The following is a 19,273-nucleotide window of genomic DNA, read 5'->3' as shown; positions in this document are numbered from 1 at the left end:
TACTATGCAGTTGAGTTCAACATTGGTGTTTAGCTTTTTATAAGCTATACATATAAAAAAATTCGAATGGAGGTTTTTTCAATGAAACAATTCAATCTCGAAGCATTGGGAGCAATCGAGGACATCAGTGATGATGAGCTGATGGTCATTACAGGTGCGGTATCTGTAATTGATGTCAAAGCAAGCGGCGGTGTATTCTGTACGGTAAGTCATGAATGTCATTATAATTCGGTTTCACCTTCTTCTTGGCTGACTTGTTGTTAATTTTCACTCTTATTTTCAGGCACATAGCTGATTTCAGTTATGTGCTTGATTTTGTTATATGAGGTTTTGGGCACGAACCATCCAATAGAAGGGGAGATAAAACGATGAGCATACAGGAGCGGTTACATGACTCCCGGTGGAGTGATGCACTCTACTTAACAGAGAAATACAAACAGTTTGTGCAGCGATATACTGCACAAGTTCCCAACGTTCCGAATGTGGACATGCCTGTAGAGCAAACGGATTCAGGAAGAATGCAGCAATGGCTTGAAAAGTTTTTTCAGGACCAGGAGCTATTGTCCAATCGCTTCCGGGCTGAATCCATGAATATGGAGACGGTGCAGGCTATGTTTAACGATACAGGCTTCATGTACGACTTTGTGCAGATGCCCTGGCATCGGGAACTCTGCAGCACATTTTTGGAGAATGAGCATCTGGAGATCGAATATTTTATTGAGGGCGATACGGATGAAATTCCGTTCTTTGAGTTCTCCAGACCCTTCCTGCAACGATCCATTCAGATCATGACCGAAGGCCTGAATGAAGGATATGACTGGTTGGACAAACGGCGTGTTACAGGGCTTGTTCTGAAGACGGTCTCGGATAAAGTGTTCCACATGTCTGCCAAGACACTAATCTATGAGTTAAACAAAGCGAGATTACAAGATGAATTGAGAGGTGAGGATTCCCGGCAGCGGTATCAGCACTTTGTGAACCAGAACATGCAGTCCAGAGATCAGATTCTCGCCTTACTACTGGAATATCCTGTTCTTGCACGAGGACTTGTTGAGCACACTCTTCGGATCAGTCTGAATATGATGCGTGTTCTGGAGCGGCTGACAAGAGATCGTCGTGAAATGGAATCTTTTTTTGATTTCAAGCTGGATAAGCTGGAGGATATCGTATTTCTCGGGGATTCCCATAATGGTGGAGCCAGTGTATTGCGGTTGGCGTTTGCGGAAGGGGTCAATGTCATGTACAAACCAAGGAACATGGCCATCGACACCGCTTTTGCCAGTCTGTTGCAATGGTTTAACGATCAGCGAGTAGGGTTACCGTTCCGTATTGCCAAATCGCTGGATCGCTCCGAATATGGCTGGCAGCAGTTCATACCCTATGAGGAAGTCACCAGTCTGGAGGGAGCGGAACGCTTTTTTGAACGGCAGGGGCAGTATCTCGCTATTTTGTATGCCGTTAATGCAACAGACATGCATATGGAGAACATCGTTGCTCAGGGAGAGCATCCCTTCTTCGTCGATCTGGAATCACTGTTGCATAATCAACCTTTCAAATATGAGGAGGAGAAGGCACACTATACAGCGCTGGAGAAGACCCTTTCGATATTGAATGATTCCGTGTTAAAAACGAGCATGTTACCAACGTTGGATTCCAACGCTTTGTATCACAGTGATCTGAGCGGACTTGCAGGGGATGTGGATCAAGTACTCAATACGTATGAGATTCATGATAAAAACACCGATACCATGAGAATCCAACGAAGCAAGGTGAGTGTGAGTCGATTTAGTCATTTGCCTTCATATGAACATACACCCATTAAACCTGAGCGATATATCCAAAGTTTGAAGGAGGGATTCTATCGCATATACAGTGCTATTATGGAGCAAAAGGAGTCATTTATCTCAACAGTCCGCAATGACTTCCATGGTTGTGCTGTACGTACCATTGTTCGTCCGACCGTTACGTATTTTACGCTGATTGAAGCCAGTTCCCATCCGAGATATCTCAGAGACGGGTTGGATAAGAATCTGTTGTTCGACATGATGTGGATGATTGTGCGGCAGGATCGTGATCGTGAAAAACTGGTGAGATATGAGTGCCATGATCTATTGCACGGCGATGTACCCATGTTCCAGACGTTTATCGGTGAGCAAATGTTGTTCCACCACTACGACAATCAAGCGATTGACGGCGTGTTTTCCTCCGATATTTTAACGCAGACCGCGGATAAAGTGCGGGCGATGAATCCCAAAGATATGGATATGCAATGGGAGTTTACCGAGCGTACAATCCAGACTAAATATGTCCTGGAACGCTCATTCGCCATGGAGAAAAGCACGGAAAGCGTCCGACCGGAAATATTGGATGAACATCAAATACACATGACCAAAGAAGAATATTTGCAAGAAGCCGTGAGGATTGGGGAGTACATAAAAGATATTGCTATTATGGGAGATGAAGGTCTTTCGGTGTCATGGATCAGTATGGGTATGGATGCAGACGAGAAGCTGATCTACAAATCTTCCGAGTTGGGGTTATATAACGGGGTAACCGGTATTGCCTATTTCTATCTGTATCTAAGTCAGGAGACAGGTGACCACAAATATATGCAGATGGTCAATCTGTGTATTCAGACAGCCTGGGAGATGATCCGCAAAAACATCGATAAAAACATCTCACTGTTCACTGGCTATGGATCACTTCTCTATTTACTGGTTCATAAAGCCAACGTATGTTCCGAACCGGGGATTAACCCGGATACGCTGGAATTGCTCGATATTCTGGACGATATGGTCGATAATGATCAGCAATTGGATGTGATTTCAGGTTGTGCAGGTACATTGATGGCTTGTGTGGACATGTATATGAACTTTCAATCGCAAAGAGCGCTGGACGTGGCTGTGCGTTGCGGAGATCGTTTGCTGAAGCTTGCGGAGCCGATGGATCAAGGTATGGCTTGGGTGACGTCAGCGATTAATAAAACGCCACTTAGCGGCATTGCACATGGTAACGCAGGCATCTGTCTGAGTTTGGCCCGTCTATACAGTGCTACAGGCAACAAAGCCTATCTTGAAACCTGTATTGAAGGACTGAAGTATGAGGAAGCCCTCTACAGTCCTGAAGTGAACAATTGGAAGGATCTGCGGTTCACCGATGGCAGCATGCCGGAAGAACATTATGTCATGTACTGGTGTAATGGCGCACCTGGTCTAGGGATCGCCCGTATAGGGTTAGCGCAGCAATTGAGGTCATTAGGAGCTATGGATACGGTTGAGAAGGATATCCGCAGAGCGTTAGCCAAGACCATGGAAGAAGGGTTTACAGAAGTTAGCTATTCGCTCTGCCATGGGGATATGGGCAATCTGGAGTTGTTCCTGCTCGCAGCCGAATATTTGCAGGATGAAGAGTTGAAGGAGTACTCAGTTCAGATGGCAAATTACATGGTGACACAGGTGAGACGTGATAACCATCATTGGAGATGTGGCATTCCGGGTCGTCAGCAAATCCCAGGATTGATGCTAGGGCTTGCCGGCATTGGATATCAATTGCTCCGACTTTACAATCCTGACCTGCCTTCAGTATTGATGATGGAGGGACCAAAAGGCAAGGAAATAAGGGATATGGCGCAGACATACGCTATGGAAACGGCATCCGCTCAGCAGCAGATGGACACTATGGAACAGTCACCCCATATGGGGCAGCATTATGCCTGAACGGCCTGTATTCCGTCTGCGCGGAAAGAGACAACGCAAAGTCCCTATCAAACTGCAAATGAATCAATATGATTGTGGCCCTAGTTGCTTGCACATGTTACTCGCATATCACGGCTATGAAGCAGATTTCACCGATCTGAGGGAACGTTTTGCGATGCTGGGGAACGGTCGGGATGGCAGTTCCATGCTCAAAATGAAAGAGGTTGCCCAGACCTACCATTTGAAAGGGATAGCTAAAAAAGCGCCTGTTGAATCACTCAACAATGACTTTCTGCCAGTCATTTGTTTCTGGGAAGACAGCCATTTTGTCGTGCTTGAGCGGATCAAGACGGATGGTCAGTTCATTATTGTCGATCCGGCTTTGGGCAGACTGGTCATCAGTACACAGGAGTTTACTGAGAAATATTCAGGTATCTTTTTGCTCGTATATCCGGATGATGGCTTTGTACCTTTGTCCGAGAAAAAGATTAGTAAAGTGGCGTATTTCAAGGATTTGATTCGCAGTAACAAAAAACACTTTGGTTGGACCATCCTACTTGCTCTGGGGTTGCAATTGGTTTCGGTGGCCTTTCCGTTCCTGATGCAAGTTTCAATTGATGCGGCCACTAGCGGTGAGGGTTATTCATTATTTCCTGTCCTGATCACCAGCATTGTGCTCTTAACCCTGTTTCAGATCGGCTTCAGTTATATGAAGGATATGTGCATCGTACGGCTTCAGGAATTGCTGGATTCCCAACTGACGACTAACTTTGTCTCTCATATGCTCAGACTGCCTTATCAATATTTTGAAATTCGTTCGCGTGGGGATTTGATGCTGCGGATTAATAGCAATACGACCATTCGAGAGATATTATCCCAGAAGATGATCTCTACGCTGATCAATCTATTTTTAATTGTTGTGACCTTCACATATATTATAATCCAGTCCCGTTTGATCGCTTTCACACTGCTTGGTGTAGGGCTGATACAAATTCTTGTTTTTGTATACACACGCAGCAGATTCAAGAAGCTGACACAAACTCAGATTGTCGCCCAAAGCCTGGCTGGATCATTCATGACGGAAGTGTTGGAAGGCATCTCGACCATCAAATCACTAGGGATTGAAGAGCGTACCGCGGAGAAATGGAGAGCGCTATTCAAGCGTCAACTCGCAACAGTCAAGGAAAAAGCGATTTTTCAGACGAGAGTGAATACCGTAACCAACACGCTGAACTTTATGACTCCGATGCTCATTCTACTGGTGGGATTATATCAGATTATGCAGGGGAATATGACTCTCGGCATGCTCGTTTCATTCCAGTCTCTTGCCGCGCTGTTTCTGGGGCCGTTGAACTCACTTGCTTTGATGCTCAATGAGTTCGTGATGGCGGATGCGCTACTGGATCGAATCTATGATGTGATTCAAGCCGAGGAAAGTAATAAATTCAAGAAAAAATCAACGCCACCCCTTCATGGCGTGAAGCTGAATGGGGATATTACGATTGATCAGATCAGCTTCAGGTATACGGACTATGGTGAAGATGTGCTTAAAAATATCAATATTGCAATCAAAGCAGGGCAAAGGGTCGCTCTGGTTGGCAAATCAGGATCAGGAAAGAGCACCTTGGCAAAATTGCTGGTAGGGCTGTACACGCCGACCCAGGGCAATATCTATTTTGACGGGATGAATGTAGAAGAACTGGAACAGCAGGATATTCGCAGCCAGATCAGTATCGTGCTTCAGGATAACTTTGTTTTTAACAATACTGTTCATGACAACATCAGGCTGCACGCAGCGGATTCAACGCTGGAGGATGTGATGATCGCAGCGAAGCTGGCTGATATTCATGCCGATATTGAGAAGATGCCAATGAAGTATAATACACTGATCTCTGAGGCGGGATCGAATCTGTCTGGAGGGCAGAAGCAACGGATAGCTCTCGCACGAGCATTGGTGAGCAGACCCAAAGTTCTTTTGTTGGATGAGGCAACCAGTGCTTTAGATACCGTTACAGAGGCGACCATTGCCCATAATCTGAACATGTTGAAATGTACCCAGATTATCATTGCCCACAGGCTAAGTACGATCCGAAGTGCGGACACCATATATGTACTGGATCAAGGTGAACTCGTTGATGCTGGAACACATGATGAATTGATTGGGCGGTGTAAATCCTACAATGATCTCGTGTGTGAACAACTGGACGAAACCGGGGCCAGACAATATGGATAAGGCTAGTGAAGATGATGTTGACGGAAGACAAAAGGCTTTCTTTTCTACACAATATGTGTTGAAGAGAATGCTTTTTTGTTATATATGGAAAAGTCGAGAAGCTAAACTGATGCAAGAATTAGGAAAATGGGTAATGTACACCAAAGTGCTCTGAATGAATCATATAGGAAGAAAGTTACATGAAAACGATCCTGTTAGCCGATATGGCACATGTTGATTTTGTACTATGATGCAGGTAACAGATGAGTAGGGTGTACTTCACATGTAGTGAATGCCTCGATTCTACCAAGAGGAGGAATACGTATTAAACGTGCAGGATGGTTGAAGGGTTTATTCACACTAATGATGGTGTTTACTATATTTCTGGGAGGTTGTCAGAACATGAATGCAAGTGAGAAGGAAGCTCTATACCAAGAAGCTGAAGCAACCGTAATTCAGCACTTCAAGCAGAAGTTTGAACTGGATGTTGTGATTACAAGCAAAGAATTGTTGCCGGAAATGGCAGTGTCCCAGATTGGGCTGAAAGGGCATGTGAAAGATCATGAAGATCAGAGCTTTGGCATTTCGTACGACTACAAAAAGAAGGTAACCAAGAACCTGGTCATTAGCCCTGAGATTGAGGAAGTGATGATGGCCAAGGGACACGATCCATACGTCAAATAAAGGGAGGTGTAGTTATTGAGTAACGGGTCCAATATTGATGATGAAACGTATAAAACGATGTCTGATCTAGCCTACCAAGATCAAAAGGCTGGAGACAAATTAACGGAACTTCCCGGATGGCAGGTCCTTGAGGGGACGGAAAGCAACAAATTTTCCGGTTTTGATGCTGTAACATTTTATAATCCCGAGACCAAGGAAGCGGTCATTGCTTATCGTGGTACAGAAGGAAGTGCGTCCTTGGATCGCTCTGTACCTGACTTTGTCATGGATGGCCGTATTGGGGGCGGAGAGTTGATTCGTAAGGGTCAGCAGGAGGCCGGGAATTTTGTTAATAATCTTACGCCGGATTGGCTCGACAAAGGGGTGGAAGGCGTTAAGGACTTCACGGGTATATCCAAAGTGGAGGATTGGGCTGGTGACAGGGTAAGAGACGTGGAGAACTGGACCGGTGATCGCGTAAAAGATATTGAAAAAACCGTTTCCCCTACAGGCTGGGCCAATCAGATGTATCAATCCGAAGACTACGCAAATCACATGCAGAACAAGCATAAGGATCTGAATTTCTCGATGACCGGACATTCCTTGGGCGGGGGGAATGCACAATATGCATCTGCTTATACAGGAATTCCAGCCGTGACGTTTAGTGCACCATCGGTAATGGGTAATTTGACGCCAGAAATGCGGCGCCGGGCTGAATCGGGTGCATTTGACGGGCAGGTTGTGAACTATGCGAATCCCAGTGATCTGGTAGCCAGCGGAACGCTGGGAGGATATGACCGCCATGTAGGATCGACCTATTACATCAACTCCGATTATGACTCGGCGAATGATGGCGTGAGTATTATCGATAAAGCCAAGAACTCATTTGGCGGGGAAAACTATCACAGTCTGGATCAATATGATTTCAAAAATGGTTACATATCCAATGACCTGTACGATCCGATTACTGGAGAGAGAATTCGCTATTCACCGCGCCTTATGGATCACATGGGGCCGTTCAGCAAGAACGTCGGTCCGTTACGTTCCAAGTCTGGCGGCGGTGGAGGTATGGCTTCGGCTGCTGCAGCTTCAGGTCTGATTCAGGTAACGCCGGAAGAACTGAAAAGTGTCGCTTCACGGTGGAAGCAAAATGCACAACAGTGCAATGCGGAGCTGAATCAAGTGCGAACCCGCATGGCCCAATATCTGCATACTAGCCGCAGTCGCAGGCTGGAGCCAATTGTCACCCAACTGGACGCATCCATTCATGAGCTTGGCACATGGCACATGAAACACACCAGCCAATTCCTGAACTTTATTGATGAGAAAGCAGATGCCTTCCGGCAGGCGGACGAGAGTCCGGTTCATTTTAATTAGGAACCAGGTTGGTTAATGTCGATATCACTTACATAGGGGAGGGGGAACATGAGTGGGTGGACAATTGCTGGTGGAATTGAATGATCTTCGGATTGCGGAAAAAGAACTGACACAGCTGCTTGCCCGTCTGCAAGCCGATGAACAGGAAGCGAGGGCGTTATACAGTCGCCTGAACGATTGGAAGGGGCAATCTGCTGATCATACAAGGCAGCAGATTGAAGAGTTTTTTGCGGGCCTGTCCAGACGTATTCAATCCATTGAACAGCAGAAGAAAAGCTTGCTGCAATACATTGAGATCATGATCCAGACGGATCAGGAACGCTAAAGAGTGGTAAGGCTGATGCCATATTGCGGATGGTAATCAGCGTGGATAAGAGTGTGACCGTGGAGCGGCATGATTAGTGCCTTAACCACGGATTGTAAAGAACATGGGTAGCCAATCAAAATGATGATAGCTAAAAAGCCTACGGCATATCGGGTTTGAACCCGTATGCCATAGGCTTTTTGTTATCTGAATTTGTCTCAAGTTATCGTAAAACTGTAAGTTAGTTCTTAACGTTTTTTGCGACGCGTAGCCAATGCAATCCCCAAGAAGGACAGGATCAGGGCCAGAATGGATACGATCAATGTTGCTTGTTGAAGCTTCAGCGTACCCGGGTCTGTATCCGTGTTGTTTGGCTCACCTGTAACGGTGTCATTGAGTGCATCGCCCAGCGTGGTGTCATCGTTTGCTTTGCTATCGTCAGTAGCTGCATTATCTCCAGTGGCGCCTTCTGTACCTGCACTATCATGTCCTCCACCTGACGCAGCATTATCAGCAGCAGCCGGATCTTCACTAATCGTCGTGATACTGTGCGGGTTGGCGTCACTTGGTTGGCCTGTCCATTCTACGATACTACCATCACTGTAGTATTGGAACGCATCCCAAGCTACTTCAGCTTCTGCCTTAGGATTCTGTACAACGAAGTTGAACTGCTGGAATTGTCCTGCGATAATACCCTCGTTATCGCCATCAATTTCCCATGTGATCGATGTGACTTCATTGGAATCGTTCTTCTCTGTGGTGATTTTCCAGCCTGCCAGTGGTTGATATTGCTTGAATGCAACACCTTCCGGAATTTTCATCGTGATTTTGGTTGTAGGCAGTTCTTTCTCGGATGGAATCTTAATCGTGTACGTCTGCCATGCGCTTGTCTGTGCAACGGATGGGCTAACGGTAACGTGAGCGCTCGCGAATCCGGCGAATAACATGAATGCTGCGGTACCTGTTGCGATAGTGGATGTCAGTTTGGAAATCCATGATGTTTTCTTCAAAATAAATAACCCCTCTCAGTTCTTATCATATGTCATTCAATATAAACGTTGTGTAATTATGGCTTGGTGGTGTCGATCTCAAATTCGGCATCCAGTGCATCCAATGTTTTGGTCAGAAGATGTACCTTGATATTCCAACGTCCAGGCATGGAGATATAATCTTCAGCCTTGTACACACCAGTGTCGTTTTTCGGAATGGTGATCTCGTAGATCCCCATATCCATGTCCAGATGTGTGAGTGACAGGGTAATCTGTTCCAGATCATTAACGATACTACCATCTGCGTGTTTCACATCGACTTCAAACTGATTCTCTCCCGTCACATTAGGACTCACCTGAAGTGTGATCGCCGAGCCATCGTCCGTAGTCTTTGTCTCCTGATACGGTCCGGCCGCTGCGGGTTGTCCTGGAGACAGATGGGTCAGTACGGCGGCAAGAGCGAGAATTACAGCACCAGTAGCAAGCTCGGCTTTCAGGCTGCCGGATAATCTGCTTCCCGTTGCTGCTCTTGCCAATCGGGCATGACGCCACGCGAAGACAAGCATCACAATAAGCAGGACGATCTTGCCGATCAGGACAAGGCCATAAGCTGTAGTGAACAAGGAAGTCAGCACAGGTGCTGGTAGAATAATCAGACTGCTGTATATCCCTGTAGCGACCAGAGCAGCTACGGCACCAATCCCCCAGGCGGTAAACCTGCGAATGGCAACCCAGTAGACTTCTCCTCGTACCTTCGATGGCAGCTTATCCGCCAGTGGAGGCAGACATATCGCCATGGCGGTTAGTGCGCCAATCCAGAAAGCGGCACCGATCAGATGTATGAAATCCATGGCAATCGCCAGCGCACGTTGATCCGCCGCAGCCGGATGTCCCGTCATGGCATGCGTGAACAGCCATCCAAGCACGAGCACGAGTGACCCGTAAGAAGACCAGATGCGAGCACGGATGGATCGATCGCGATCATATCCGGAGAGAATCGTGACGGCCAGCAGCATTACAATGAGTATCTGTAACATCCAGATCTGACCAAAGGATGTCAGCTTGAGCGCACTTCCGATCAGTCTCCAGCTTAGTTCGTTCAGAGCCACACCAGATTCATATAACGTATTCAGTGGCAGGCTGACCAGGGCGGCAAAGGAAGCAGCAGCGTAGCTGATCCATAACAATCTGTAGCTACCCGGAACGTCCATAGGTTCTCTTGTCATGGATGTCGGTGCGATTCGCAGCAGCAAGAATGCAAGTGTCCCCAGTATGACAGACAATCCGAGATATTGAATCCAGTCTGTCAGGGATACAATCCATTTCAGCGGCCCACCTGTTGAACCGGAACCGGATGTAAGATCACTCAGTCCGGCAGGAGAACCGGATGGTTCACCGATATGGAAAACATATGCCCCTTGAATCGGGTGTCCATCGGCAGATACAGCTTTCCAGTTGACGGCATATGTTCCGTTGCCAAGTCCAGCCTGCAGGCCAGTCTCCAGAATATGAGGGCGATCCGCATCAACATGCACATTTCCGTCGTCTGCCTGATTGCCGTCAGGGCCGGTAATTTTGATATCATAAAAGGCCGTCTGCAAGGATTCGTTGAACTCCAGCGTCAGCCGCTCCGGAGCAGCTACGAGGATCTCATTTTCTCCTGGCGAAGCCTTAACAATATAAGCATGGGCAGATGCCCACTGTGGCATAACAAGGCAACATACGAGCAACAGACAGGTGACCAATGCCCAGTGCCGTTTGCCCCATTTCAGGGTAAAGCGTGTAAAAATCAAAAAATCATCACCCTCAGGTTATAGATTTGTAGTCATTCATGGTCCGTTTAACACAATCTAACCCATTATAACTTTGTCCAAAATGACTGCGTATGACTACATTGGGCTATAAAAAAACGATTTGGTCTACATAATTGTGACAAAAGCATGAATGCTATGTCATTTCTCACCTATGTCTGACGCATCAGTAAATCCGAAGCAACAATGTTTATTTGCGAAGTTTACGTCCTGCAAGCCCGCTCTCTAACGCGTAGCGGGTGAGTTGTACCCGGTTTTCAAGCTGGAGCTTCTGCAAAATGTTTTTGAGATGATTCTTCACCGTCTGGTCTGAAATACCGAGTTGATCGGCGATCTCCCGATTGGTATATCCCGCGGATACCCATTGCAGAATCTCAAGCTCCCGCGCCGTTAACGGGTTATCTTGCATATCTTCACTGCGTGGTGCGGGGAACTCCTGCAAAATCCGGTAGGCCAGTTCCTTACTGAGCGGTGCATCGTCACTGACGATGGCGCGCAGGTATTCAAGCCAGGTGGAGGGTGTTAGATTTTTGAGCAAATAGCCTTGAGCGCCTTGTTTCAGTGCTTCGAACAGAAACGTCACATCATCCGATACGGTGACCATAACAACAATAACATAAGGGAATCGCAGCTTGATCTGACGGGTGGCTTCCAGTCCATCCATGCCCGGCATCTGCACGTCCATCAGGATCAGGTCAGGCATCCATTGTCCAGTGAGCTCCAGCGCTTCCTGTCCATTCGAAGCTGTACCAATCACTTCAAACAGGCTGTCCTCGGATAAAATGCTACAGATCGCTTCACGCGCATGCGCATGATCATCAACTACCAATACACGTACATGTTCCATATTAAGCATGCTCCTTTCCAATCGTCATTCGTGTATGCCCCGGTCTTGAATCGAGGGTAAAAGACCACCCCATCTCGGCAGCACGCTCCTTCGTAATTCGCAGTCCGTACCGATCCTTCAGATGAAGAGGATCTCCACGTAGTCCATTCCCATTATCCTGAATATAAATGAACCAGGCAATTGGGTTACCTTCCGCATGAACCTGAACGTGGGTAGCCTGCGCATGTTTGCGTACATTCAGTAGACCCTCCCGGATACAGGCGAGCAGTTCCACTTGTTCTTTGGCAGAGAACGTTACACCCCTGAGGTCCCAATATATCTGTGCATCAGGTACCGTTTCCTTGACGAGCACTTCGACCTGCGCATGCAGTGAAATAATTTCTGACGTTACCGTAGAGGAAGGAACAAAACGCAACTGGGCAATAGCTTGCCTTACATATGTATTGACTTCATGCACGGTTTTTTGAATCTCCTGGATCTCATGCTCATGTCCGCTGCCTGCCAGACTACGGCCCGCTTTATCGGTCTTCACTGACAGCAGGAAAAGAGACTGAGATATGCCATCGTGAAGTTCTCTTGCCAATTGGTCACGAGCTTCCAGCGCTGCTTTCGCTGCACGTTCCTGCTCCAGAGCAGCCCTGGCACCTTCGAGCATGTGGAACAATCGGCTGAGCAGTGTCACGCTGACGAGGTAAACGATGACGGGTGTTAACCAGTTTCCTGCATCCATCGAAAGGTATGGCATCAGAAACTGATGGCGAATGTATTCCCAGATGCCAACCGTGAATGTGGGGATCAGCAGAATCATCCATTTAATTTGTTTATAGGACATGAATGCAGAACTCCTTTGATCTAGGATTAGCTTATTTAGGTACTTTATTTATACAGGGATGGGATCATTATAACGCAAGCTTGTCCAAGACCCTAGTCTCTGTCTTTGGAGAAAGCTGGGGAGGATCAGGGAGTATTTAGAAGGATATCTAAGAACGACAAGGGGTGAAATGTTGTCACGCTAGGTGAGGGATGGTGTGACCAGCTGAGGAAGGCTGAGTCCGTTTTCCCTATCGGAGAAGGTCCTCTATACTTAATATAGAACGTGAATTCATTACAAAACATGTTAAGGAGTGAAGCAACAACATGAGTCAAGAAGTATTGGAACGTCGCAGTGAATTGCTCAAAAAGAACATTCATCAGATGCTTGTTCAAGACAATCAGCACGGTATCAGTCGCCAAGACAACATGTTTTTGCAGCAGATGATTAAAGAGCTGCATCAGACCTCACATGAGCTGAATACCAAATCTTAATGTAGAATCTGCACGAGAATGAAGTTGTCTGGTGTACGATTCATTCCATGAAAATGAAAATGGCGCTATCTCCGATCAGACCGGGGATAGCGCTTTGACTTTTTCAGGGCTTATAGAAGAAGCTCCGTTCATCTTACTGCAACTGTTGCTGAGCGGTTCTTTTCTCAATATATTGAATGAACAACTCGGCAAGCTCTGGATCGAACTGTGAACTCGAACATGCGCGTAGCTCCCGAATCGCTTCTTCCACATTCTTGGTTTCCTGATACGGCCGCTCTGTCGTCATGGCATCAAAGGAGTCAATCACGGTCAGCATCCGGCAGAGCCGGGGAATCTCGTTACCCTTCAGGCCGTAAGGATAGCCCTTGCCATCATAGCGCTCGTGGTGAAGTTCAATATACGGAATCAGATCGGCGAAGCGATCGTTCGTGATCACCATTTTTTTGCCCCAGGTGACATGTCCTTTGATCGTTTCCCATTCTTCTGCGGTGAGCTTATCCTTTTTGTTCAGAATGGACCAAGGAATCTCCAGTTTGCCGATGTCATGAATCAGTGCTCCCAGCACAAAACGACGTTTTTCCGCATTGTCCAGTGTGAGCAATTCACTGATGTCCAGTGCATATTTGTAGACCCGTTTGGAATGTTTGAACGTATCCATATCCTTGTATCTGAACAGATTGAGCTGCTGCTCGATGTCACGAACATCCTGTACCAGATCAATTTCGTGCTCCATACCATCATTGCTGCCGTGGCGGTGCACGTTGTTCTTGCCCTGTTTCTTCGCATAATACAGTGCTTTATCCGCCTGATCCACGAGCTGGGATTTGTTATACATATCCACCTGATAGGGGGCGACGCCACCCGAGAAGGAGAGACAACCGTGCGGAAACACTTCAACGCCTTCAAACGGCGTGTCGTTAAGTTGTTTGCGCAGCTTATTCATAAACCTGTAGGATTCGTCCAGTTCCATTCCTGGCATGAGCAAAGTGAACTCTTCCCCTCCATAACGAAAGGCGGTAACAGGTGTACCTTCCGTCTTTCGCATCAGAAAATCCCCCAGCAGGGACAACAGACTGTCACCTTGAAGGTGACCAAACCGGTCATTATACTTTTTGAAATCATCGATATCAATAAGTCCCAGACAGAGTGGGGTTCCCTGAGTACGTGCCACAGTAAGTTCACTTTCTAACATGCTTTCGAAATAGCTATGGTTAAACAGACCTGTACGTTGATCCGTATTGGCCTTCTCTTCAATGGTCTGATACATGATAAACAACTGCCTGAAGGCATGAGAGAGCAGAATACTGAGACTCAGATATAACAACAAGCCGAGTACGCCGTTGTGCACCACCAGAATCGTCAGGACAAGCGCGAGAATCAGCGTACATAAATAAACCAACAGGGATTCGGTAACAAATGCCCGCTTCATCTGCTGTAATGCATCCTTCGTCGAGAAATGAAAGAATAAGCCGAGCGTGATCGTGTTAATAATGAAGTAGGCTGCGAGCGCTGCAAAATAAGGAAACAGGTTATATCCGTCCAACGTTCCCGACTGACCGCCCGTCCACTCGAAAACGGCAGCTGCCCCGGTAATCATGAGACTGTAAATGCTGAAGTTAACGATGTGTTTCCACCAGGTGAGCTTGCGCTCTTTGATTAGCAGGATGATGGAGACTGGGAGCAGCACAGATAGACTGAAAGCTCCGCCAAACATGAATATACAGGCAAGATACACGGATGAATCCATAGATTGCTGATTACCTTTGGGTGGAATCTGAAACGTGAAATAATCCAGAATCAACGCCGCGCCCAGCATAGTGTAGACCATAACCCAGTCCGCTGTGGATAGATGAAGGTAAGACCACTTATTCATGTATAGAAAAACACCGATCCCGGTACAACTAAGCAAAATAACATACATACTGCTTCGATCTGCCTTATGGATAAGGTTACGAATAAAGTTCATAAAAAATCTCCTGCTTGGGTTTAGTCTAATCTTGATGTGTATATAAATTGAGCTGATGGGTATTAACACTTACACTTCGATGACAGAACAACCTTCCGATCCCTGTTATCCCCAGATTTTTTGATTTCTTTTCCAAAAGGGAAAATCCCGGGATAGCATATGCTTCCGATGTAGCTTTCTTTCAGAAAGCTTTTAGGCGAACGCTCCGCTTCTTCAGGTTATTTCTGTCCTCTCCGTTCTCGTGTAAATGTTCAGTTCAATATATAATTGGTGTTATTGTTTGTGGATATACTATATGGATATATAACATACCAAGTTGCCTGCCAAAAATCCAGAAAGAAAAAACAGGCCGCTGGCAGCCTGTTTGTCTTGTTGGGTGGTATGGATACTAGCCGCCCAGCTTGTATCCCGAAGTTAATGCTACAACGACAGAAGCCACGATGATTGCGTTGATGACAATGCGGGAATATTTCACACCTTCAAATTTTTTCATGGAGAAGACCTCCCTTCCTTGGAGTCTACCTGCTTCTCTTCAAGCCTGATGAGTTTTAGCAGGTTGCACAACCTTTTTGTCCCGATTCACCATCATGTACTGGATAAAAAGGAATATGCCAACGTTCATGACCACATCACCGATGCTGATGACCTGAGTCCGTGGATAAGGGCTGGAGAGTGGGATGATATCACCGAGAAAAGGCAGATTTGTAGACGCATTCATCATAAAATGCTTCGATACGGCGCCGCCTTCCCTGAGCATGTCTACATAATAGGGTCCCAGTACAGCAGAAGCTTCAACAGAAACTGGCATGCGCCCACCATTTACAGCCATGACGGCAAAATTGAGAAACACCCCAATCCAGATGAGCATGAAACCGGTATGGTGTCTGTTGAGCCACAGGAAAGCGAGCCCTGTAATGTAGACGGCAGCAAAGAGATATCCATTAATGGATGCCACCCATTCGAATCGTTCCTGGAGATAGAAAATAAAGAACTGGATTAGCAACAATACAGGGAAAATCCAGCCACTTCGTAGCTTGAGTGCTGCAAACTGGTTGAGCCCATGTCGCAACCCGCCCCGAAAAAATCCAACGATCAAGCCTAGTAGAATACCGTCATATACCATGGAGTAACTCCTGTTCGTGCGGAGATATGCAATATGATTGCGTGTTTGTGTACATAAAGGATTCGACCTTATATTGGTAATTCCTGCATGAGAAAAATGATTTTGTAGAAGAAATTTGCAAAATGCTGAACAAAAAACCGCCTTTACGAATCTAGGGGTCGAAACCCCTGTGAAATTCGGTAAAGACGGATGCTTATAATGGCAAAATACGAGCTTTAATTCGGTTGGAGACGGAATTTATTTTATTCAGATCCACCGTTCAGATAGTTGAAGAAAGGTTGGTCCACCCAGAAGTCATACGTCGTAATGTCCGCATCAGGTGCCAGCTTCAGGAAACCTTCCCGAATGGCTTTGGCATTCTCTTTCAGAGAGAAGGACTGAGCATAGTAATTGCCAAGCGCGATCTTATTATTGGAAATGACCGGATAGTTAGCTAATGCGGTTGGTGAATAATACAGTGGTTGCCACCAGGAGCTTAGAATCAGTGGAGATGTACTGTCACTGTTCTTTTTGGCATATTTCAGCACAATGTCGTTGAAGCGGACTTTGTCTGCCACATTGTTGAACTCGAACTGAATATCATATTCCTTCGCAGAAGCAATATAGTTACCGTTCTCGATCTGTGTCACTTTATAGTCTGGTGTTTCCTTCGGCTCGCCCCATTCCTTCAAATAAATGAAGGCAGATGTCTTCGGCTGGAATTGCACATCAGCATCAATACCTTCGCTACGCAACAAACCAACCAACTGTACAGCATGTTGAATATTATCGTGGCCGTAGGTAAGTATCAGTTCATCGATAAAGTTGGAATCAAAGCGGCTATCCTTCAGATTGTAACCTGTTACAAGATCATCTCGCAGCGCCTGATCCACAATCTTTCTCAGCTCAGGTGATTCGATCAGATCCGCTGTGCGATATGCAGCATACAGTTTGGAATAGATGTCCGCATCGCCGGAACGCCCAATCTCATGTTTGTATTTCCCTTGACTGACCAATACGCGTCCAAGCAAAGTATCAGCGAAATCTTTATTTGCTACGCCACCCTTAAGGAGAGCGGGGTATAGGCTTTTGGGAATCAGGCCTGTATCGATCGCAGCAGCCAGTTCCTGTGCGGCTTGTCCCTGAACACGGTTTGGGCTAATGCCAACTTTGGCAAGCGCTTTGGCTGTTTTCTCTGCAGGATAAGTATAAGCCAGTTCCTTGAATCCGGCTGCTTTCACCGCGATGAAGACCGCTGCATAAGTGCTCAATTGATCCTTGGCACGTACTTCTGTACCCGTAAGAACCCCATTATTGTATAAGGATGCGGCAGCATCATAAGAAGAATCACCAGAGGACAGATCGGTAAAGACAGGAGCTTTGGCTTCACTGTCACTTGCTTGAGTTGCTTCCGTGATGGCTGCAATGGCTTGAATGAAATCACCTTTGGTAATCTGTTGCGGCAATTGAATGTTGTATTTCGCTTGCAAGAATTGAGCAAAATCCACTGCGCTTTCCGTATAGGTAACTGGCGCCTGAGCTACCGGTCCTTTGACACTTTGTGAGGTGGCGGGTTTAGCCGGAGTTGCAGATGCTGCAGAAGCGGAAGCGGGCAAGCTAAGGCTGCCGAGTGTTACCGGAGCGGCGAGTAGGGCCGCCAACGTGATCTGGGTGATTTTTTTCAAATGAATAGCCTCCTTAAAATGGGTTGGAAAATAATCAGCTTTGGGTTATAATTCTGACAATTCCTATCAGAATAGAATAATTGGATTGACTTTAGCACGGAGACGCGCTGGATGTCAACGAAAAAAAGCTTGATACAGAACGGTTTCCAAAGCTTGGTAGAAAGCGAATTGTCAATTATATTCTATTTGAGTGTATACGCTCAAAGATTTATTGACAAGGATCGACAGTATCCGCTAGGATAAGAAAAAAGAATGTTGAAAAGGGGTATTTTCAAAATGAAAAGAGGTTTATCGTTCGTCTTATCGATCATCATGTTGGCTATTTTGTTGGCAGCTTGTGGGAATTCGGCTTCCAAAGACGAACAATCCGCCCAAGGCAGTGATTCGGAGAAATCTCTTCGGATGGCCCTCGTACTTCCCGAAAAAATAGGGGTTAACCCTTTCTTTGTACAGATGGATGAAGGTTTCAAAAAAGCAGGCGAAGAATTCAAATTAGACACCAAGACGATTGAATCGACAGACCCGGCAGCATTTGAACAAAATCTGCGTGCTGCGGTTGCCGAGAATTATGATCTGATTATTACAGCCACTTTCCAGGCAGAAGATGCATTGAAGAAAGTCGCAGCAGAGAATCCGGACAAGTCCTTTGCGATTGTAGATACAACAGTGGATCTGCCTAACGTTCGTAGCGTTGGTTTCCGTGAATATGAAGGGGCGTACCTGCTCGGTGCAGCTGCTGGATTGTCCACCAAAACAGATAAAGTCGGCATGATCGCAGCAATGGATGTACCATTGATCAAGAAATATACGGAAGGTTTCAAAGCAGGATTGGAATCCGTGAATCCAGACGCAGAATTCCTCGTGAACTATGTAGGTGGATTCAATGACCCAGCCAAAGCAAAAGAATTGGCACTGGTACAATTCGGCAAAGGCGCTGACTTCGTCGCTGGCGCATCCGCTGTAGGTGATCTCGGCGTGTTCGAAGCAGCCAAAGAAAAAGGCTTCTACGCTTCAGGTCAAGATACGGACCGTACCGTTGAAGACCCGGAACATATCGTATTGTCTCAATTGAAATCAACCGATACGGTTGCTTATGAGACTGTGAAAGATTTTGTAGAAGGCAACTTCAAAGCAGGCGCTGTTAACTACGGTTTGAAAGAAGACGGTGTAGGCCTGACTTACGTTACACGTGACAGCGAATCTCCATTGAATGCTTTTGTTGGACAAGAAGTGATCGACAAGGTTAAAGCAATTAAGGATGATATCGTATCCGGCAAAATCGTAGTCAAAGATCCATTGCAACAATAGTTTTGATTG

At 46.3% G+C, this 19,273-nt stretch carries 15 protein-coding genes; 8 read left to right on the top strand and 7 right to left on the bottom strand.

The features are described from left to right. Positions 1–81: 81 nt before the first annotated feature. The 6 genes from J2Z28_RS23320 to J2Z28_RS23295 all read left to right on the top strand — a co-directional run bounded on the left by J2Z28_RS23320 (position 82) and on the right by J2Z28_RS23295 (position 8,272). A complete protein-coding gene (locus tag J2Z28_RS23320) occupies positions 82–264 on the top strand; it encodes a type A2 lanthipeptide (RefSeq protein ID WP_211084477.1) in 183 nt (60 codons plus the stop codon). Positions 265–368: 104 nt separating this feature from the next. Next, positions 369–3,716: a type 2 lanthipeptide synthetase LanM family protein gene (locus J2Z28_RS23315; RefSeq protein WP_211084476.1), complete on the top strand. Its 3,348-nt coding sequence runs from the start codon at positions 369–371 to the stop codon at positions 3,714–3,716. Further along, complete coding sequence (locus J2Z28_RS23310; RefSeq protein ID WP_211084475.1) at positions 3,709–5,928, top strand: peptidase domain-containing ABC transporter; 2,220 nt, start codon at positions 3,709–3,711, stop codon at positions 5,926–5,928. Before J2Z28_RS23315 ends, J2Z28_RS23310 begins: the two co-directional genes overlap by 8 nt. 381 nt (positions 5,929–6,309) lie before the next feature. Next, positions 6,310–6,591 carry a hypothetical protein gene (locus J2Z28_RS23305; protein WP_169480883.1) on the top strand — a complete coding sequence of 94 codons (282 nt, stop codon included), beginning with the start codon at positions 6,310–6,312 and terminating at the stop codon, positions 6,589–6,591. Positions 6,592–6,606: 15 nt separating this feature from the next. Further along, the gene (locus tag J2Z28_RS23300; protein ID WP_244988482.1) at positions 6,607–7,947 is read left to right on the top strand and encodes a Tle-like phospholipase domain-containing protein; all 1,341 of its coding nucleotides are present in this window, start codon (positions 6,607–6,609) and stop codon (positions 7,945–7,947) included. Between the two features lie 52 nt (positions 7,948–7,999). After that, positions 8,000–8,272 (top strand): hypothetical protein, encoded by a 273-nt coding sequence (locus J2Z28_RS23295; protein ID WP_017691024.1) that lies wholly within the window; start codon positions 8,000–8,002, stop codon positions 8,270–8,272. A gap of 227 nt (positions 8,273–8,499) precedes the next feature. Here the strand turns inward: J2Z28_RS23295 and J2Z28_RS23290 are convergent, their stop codons facing one another. From J2Z28_RS23290 to J2Z28_RS23275, 4 genes are all read right to left on the bottom strand, one after another. After that, positions 8,500–9,261: a YcnI family copper-binding membrane protein gene (locus J2Z28_RS23290; protein ID WP_244988481.1), complete on the bottom strand. Its 762-nt coding sequence runs from the start codon at positions 9,259–9,261 to the stop codon at positions 8,500–8,502. Positions 9,262–9,317: 56 nt separating this feature from the next. After that, complete coding sequence (locus tag J2Z28_RS23285; RefSeq protein WP_211084474.1) at positions 9,318–11,033, bottom strand: copper resistance CopC/CopD family protein; 1,716 nt, start codon at positions 11,031–11,033, stop codon at positions 9,318–9,320. A 208-nt stretch (positions 11,034–11,241) separates the two neighbouring features. Continuing rightward, on the bottom strand, positions 11,242–11,898 hold the full coding sequence (locus tag J2Z28_RS23280; protein ID WP_211084473.1) for a response regulator: 657 nt from the start codon (positions 11,896–11,898) through the stop codon (positions 11,242–11,244). 1 nt (position 11,899) lies between these two features. After that, entirely contained in the window at positions 11,900–12,730 is an 831-nt protein-coding gene (locus J2Z28_RS23275) for a sensor histidine kinase (protein WP_211084472.1), read from the bottom strand. A 305-nt stretch (positions 12,731–13,035) separates the two neighbouring features. On the opposite strand from J2Z28_RS23275, the gene J2Z28_RS23270 reads away from it, so the two are divergent. Next, on the top strand, positions 13,036–13,203 hold the full coding sequence (locus J2Z28_RS23270; protein WP_017691019.1) for a hypothetical protein: 168 nt from the start codon (positions 13,036–13,038) through the stop codon (positions 13,201–13,203). A gap of 133 nt (positions 13,204–13,336) precedes the next feature. Here the strand turns inward: J2Z28_RS23270 and J2Z28_RS23265 are convergent, their stop codons facing one another. The 3 genes from J2Z28_RS23265 to J2Z28_RS23255 all read right to left on the bottom strand — a co-directional run bounded on the left by J2Z28_RS23265 (position 13,337) and on the right by J2Z28_RS23255 (position 17,956). After that, positions 13,337–15,169, bottom strand: a complete 1,833-nt coding sequence (locus J2Z28_RS23265) for a bifunctional diguanylate cyclase/phosphohydrolase (protein ID WP_211084471.1) — start codon at positions 15,167–15,169, stop codon at positions 13,337–13,339. Positions 15,170–15,701: 532 nt separating this feature from the next. After that, on the bottom strand, positions 15,702–16,292 hold the full coding sequence (locus tag J2Z28_RS23260) for a DUF5317 domain-containing protein (RefSeq protein WP_074093217.1): 591 nt from the start codon (positions 16,290–16,292) through the stop codon (positions 15,702–15,704). 242 nt (positions 16,293–16,534) lie between these two features. Then, complete coding sequence (locus J2Z28_RS23255) at positions 16,535–17,956, bottom strand: uroporphyrinogen-III synthase (RefSeq protein ID WP_211084470.1); 1,422 nt, start codon at positions 17,954–17,956, stop codon at positions 16,535–16,537. Between the two features lie 276 nt (positions 17,957–18,232). Between J2Z28_RS23255 and J2Z28_RS23250 the strand changes: the two genes are divergently transcribed. Continuing rightward, positions 18,233–19,264: a BMP family lipoprotein gene (locus tag J2Z28_RS23250; protein WP_211084469.1), complete on the top strand. Its 1,032-nt coding sequence runs from the start codon at positions 18,233–18,235 to the stop codon at positions 19,262–19,264. The last annotated feature ends 9 nt before the right edge of the window (positions 19,265–19,273 follow it).

Origin of the sequence: Paenibacillus xylanexedens (assembly GCF_017874615.1) — a bacterium.
In the GTDB taxonomy this organism is placed as follows: domain Bacteria; phylum Bacillota; class Bacilli; order Paenibacillales; family Paenibacillaceae; genus Paenibacillus; species Paenibacillus xylanexedens.
This window is presented reverse-complemented; position numbering and strand designations above follow the sequence as displayed.

Bases quoted from the DNA above. Each gene is read 5' to 3' on its own strand.
- J2Z28_RS23320 (WP_211084477.1), top strand. From the start codon at position 82: ATGAAACAATTCAATCTCGAAGCATTGGGAGCAATCGAGGACATCAGT.
- J2Z28_RS23315 (WP_211084476.1), top strand. From the start codon at position 369: ATGAGCATACAGGAGCGGTTACATGACTCCCGGTGGAGTGATGCACTC.
- J2Z28_RS23310 (WP_211084475.1), top strand. From the start codon at position 3,709: ATGCCTGAACGGCCTGTATTCCGTCTGCGCGGAAAGAGACAACGCAAA.
- J2Z28_RS23305 (WP_169480883.1), top strand. From the start codon at position 6,310: ATGAATGCAAGTGAGAAGGAAGCTCTATACCAAGAAGCTGAAGCAACC.
- J2Z28_RS23280 (WP_211084473.1), bottom strand. From the start codon at position 11,898: ATGGAACATGTACGTGTATTGGTAGTTGATGATCATGCGCATGCGCGT.
- J2Z28_RS23275 (WP_211084472.1), bottom strand. From the start codon at position 12,730: ATGTCCTATAAACAAATTAAATGGATGATTCTGCTGATCCCCACATTC.
- J2Z28_RS23270 (WP_017691019.1), top strand. From the start codon at position 13,036: ATGAGTCAAGAAGTATTGGAACGTCGCAGTGAATTGCTCAAAAAGAAC.
- J2Z28_RS23265 (WP_211084471.1), bottom strand. From the start codon at position 15,169: ATGAACTTTATTCGTAACCTTATCCATAAGGCAGATCGAAGCAGTATG.
- J2Z28_RS23260 (WP_074093217.1), bottom strand. From the start codon at position 16,292: ATGGTATATGACGGTATTCTACTAGGCTTGATCGTTGGATTTTTTCGG.
- J2Z28_RS23250 (WP_211084469.1), top strand. From the start codon at position 18,233: ATGAAAAGAGGTTTATCGTTCGTCTTATCGATCATCATGTTGGCTATT.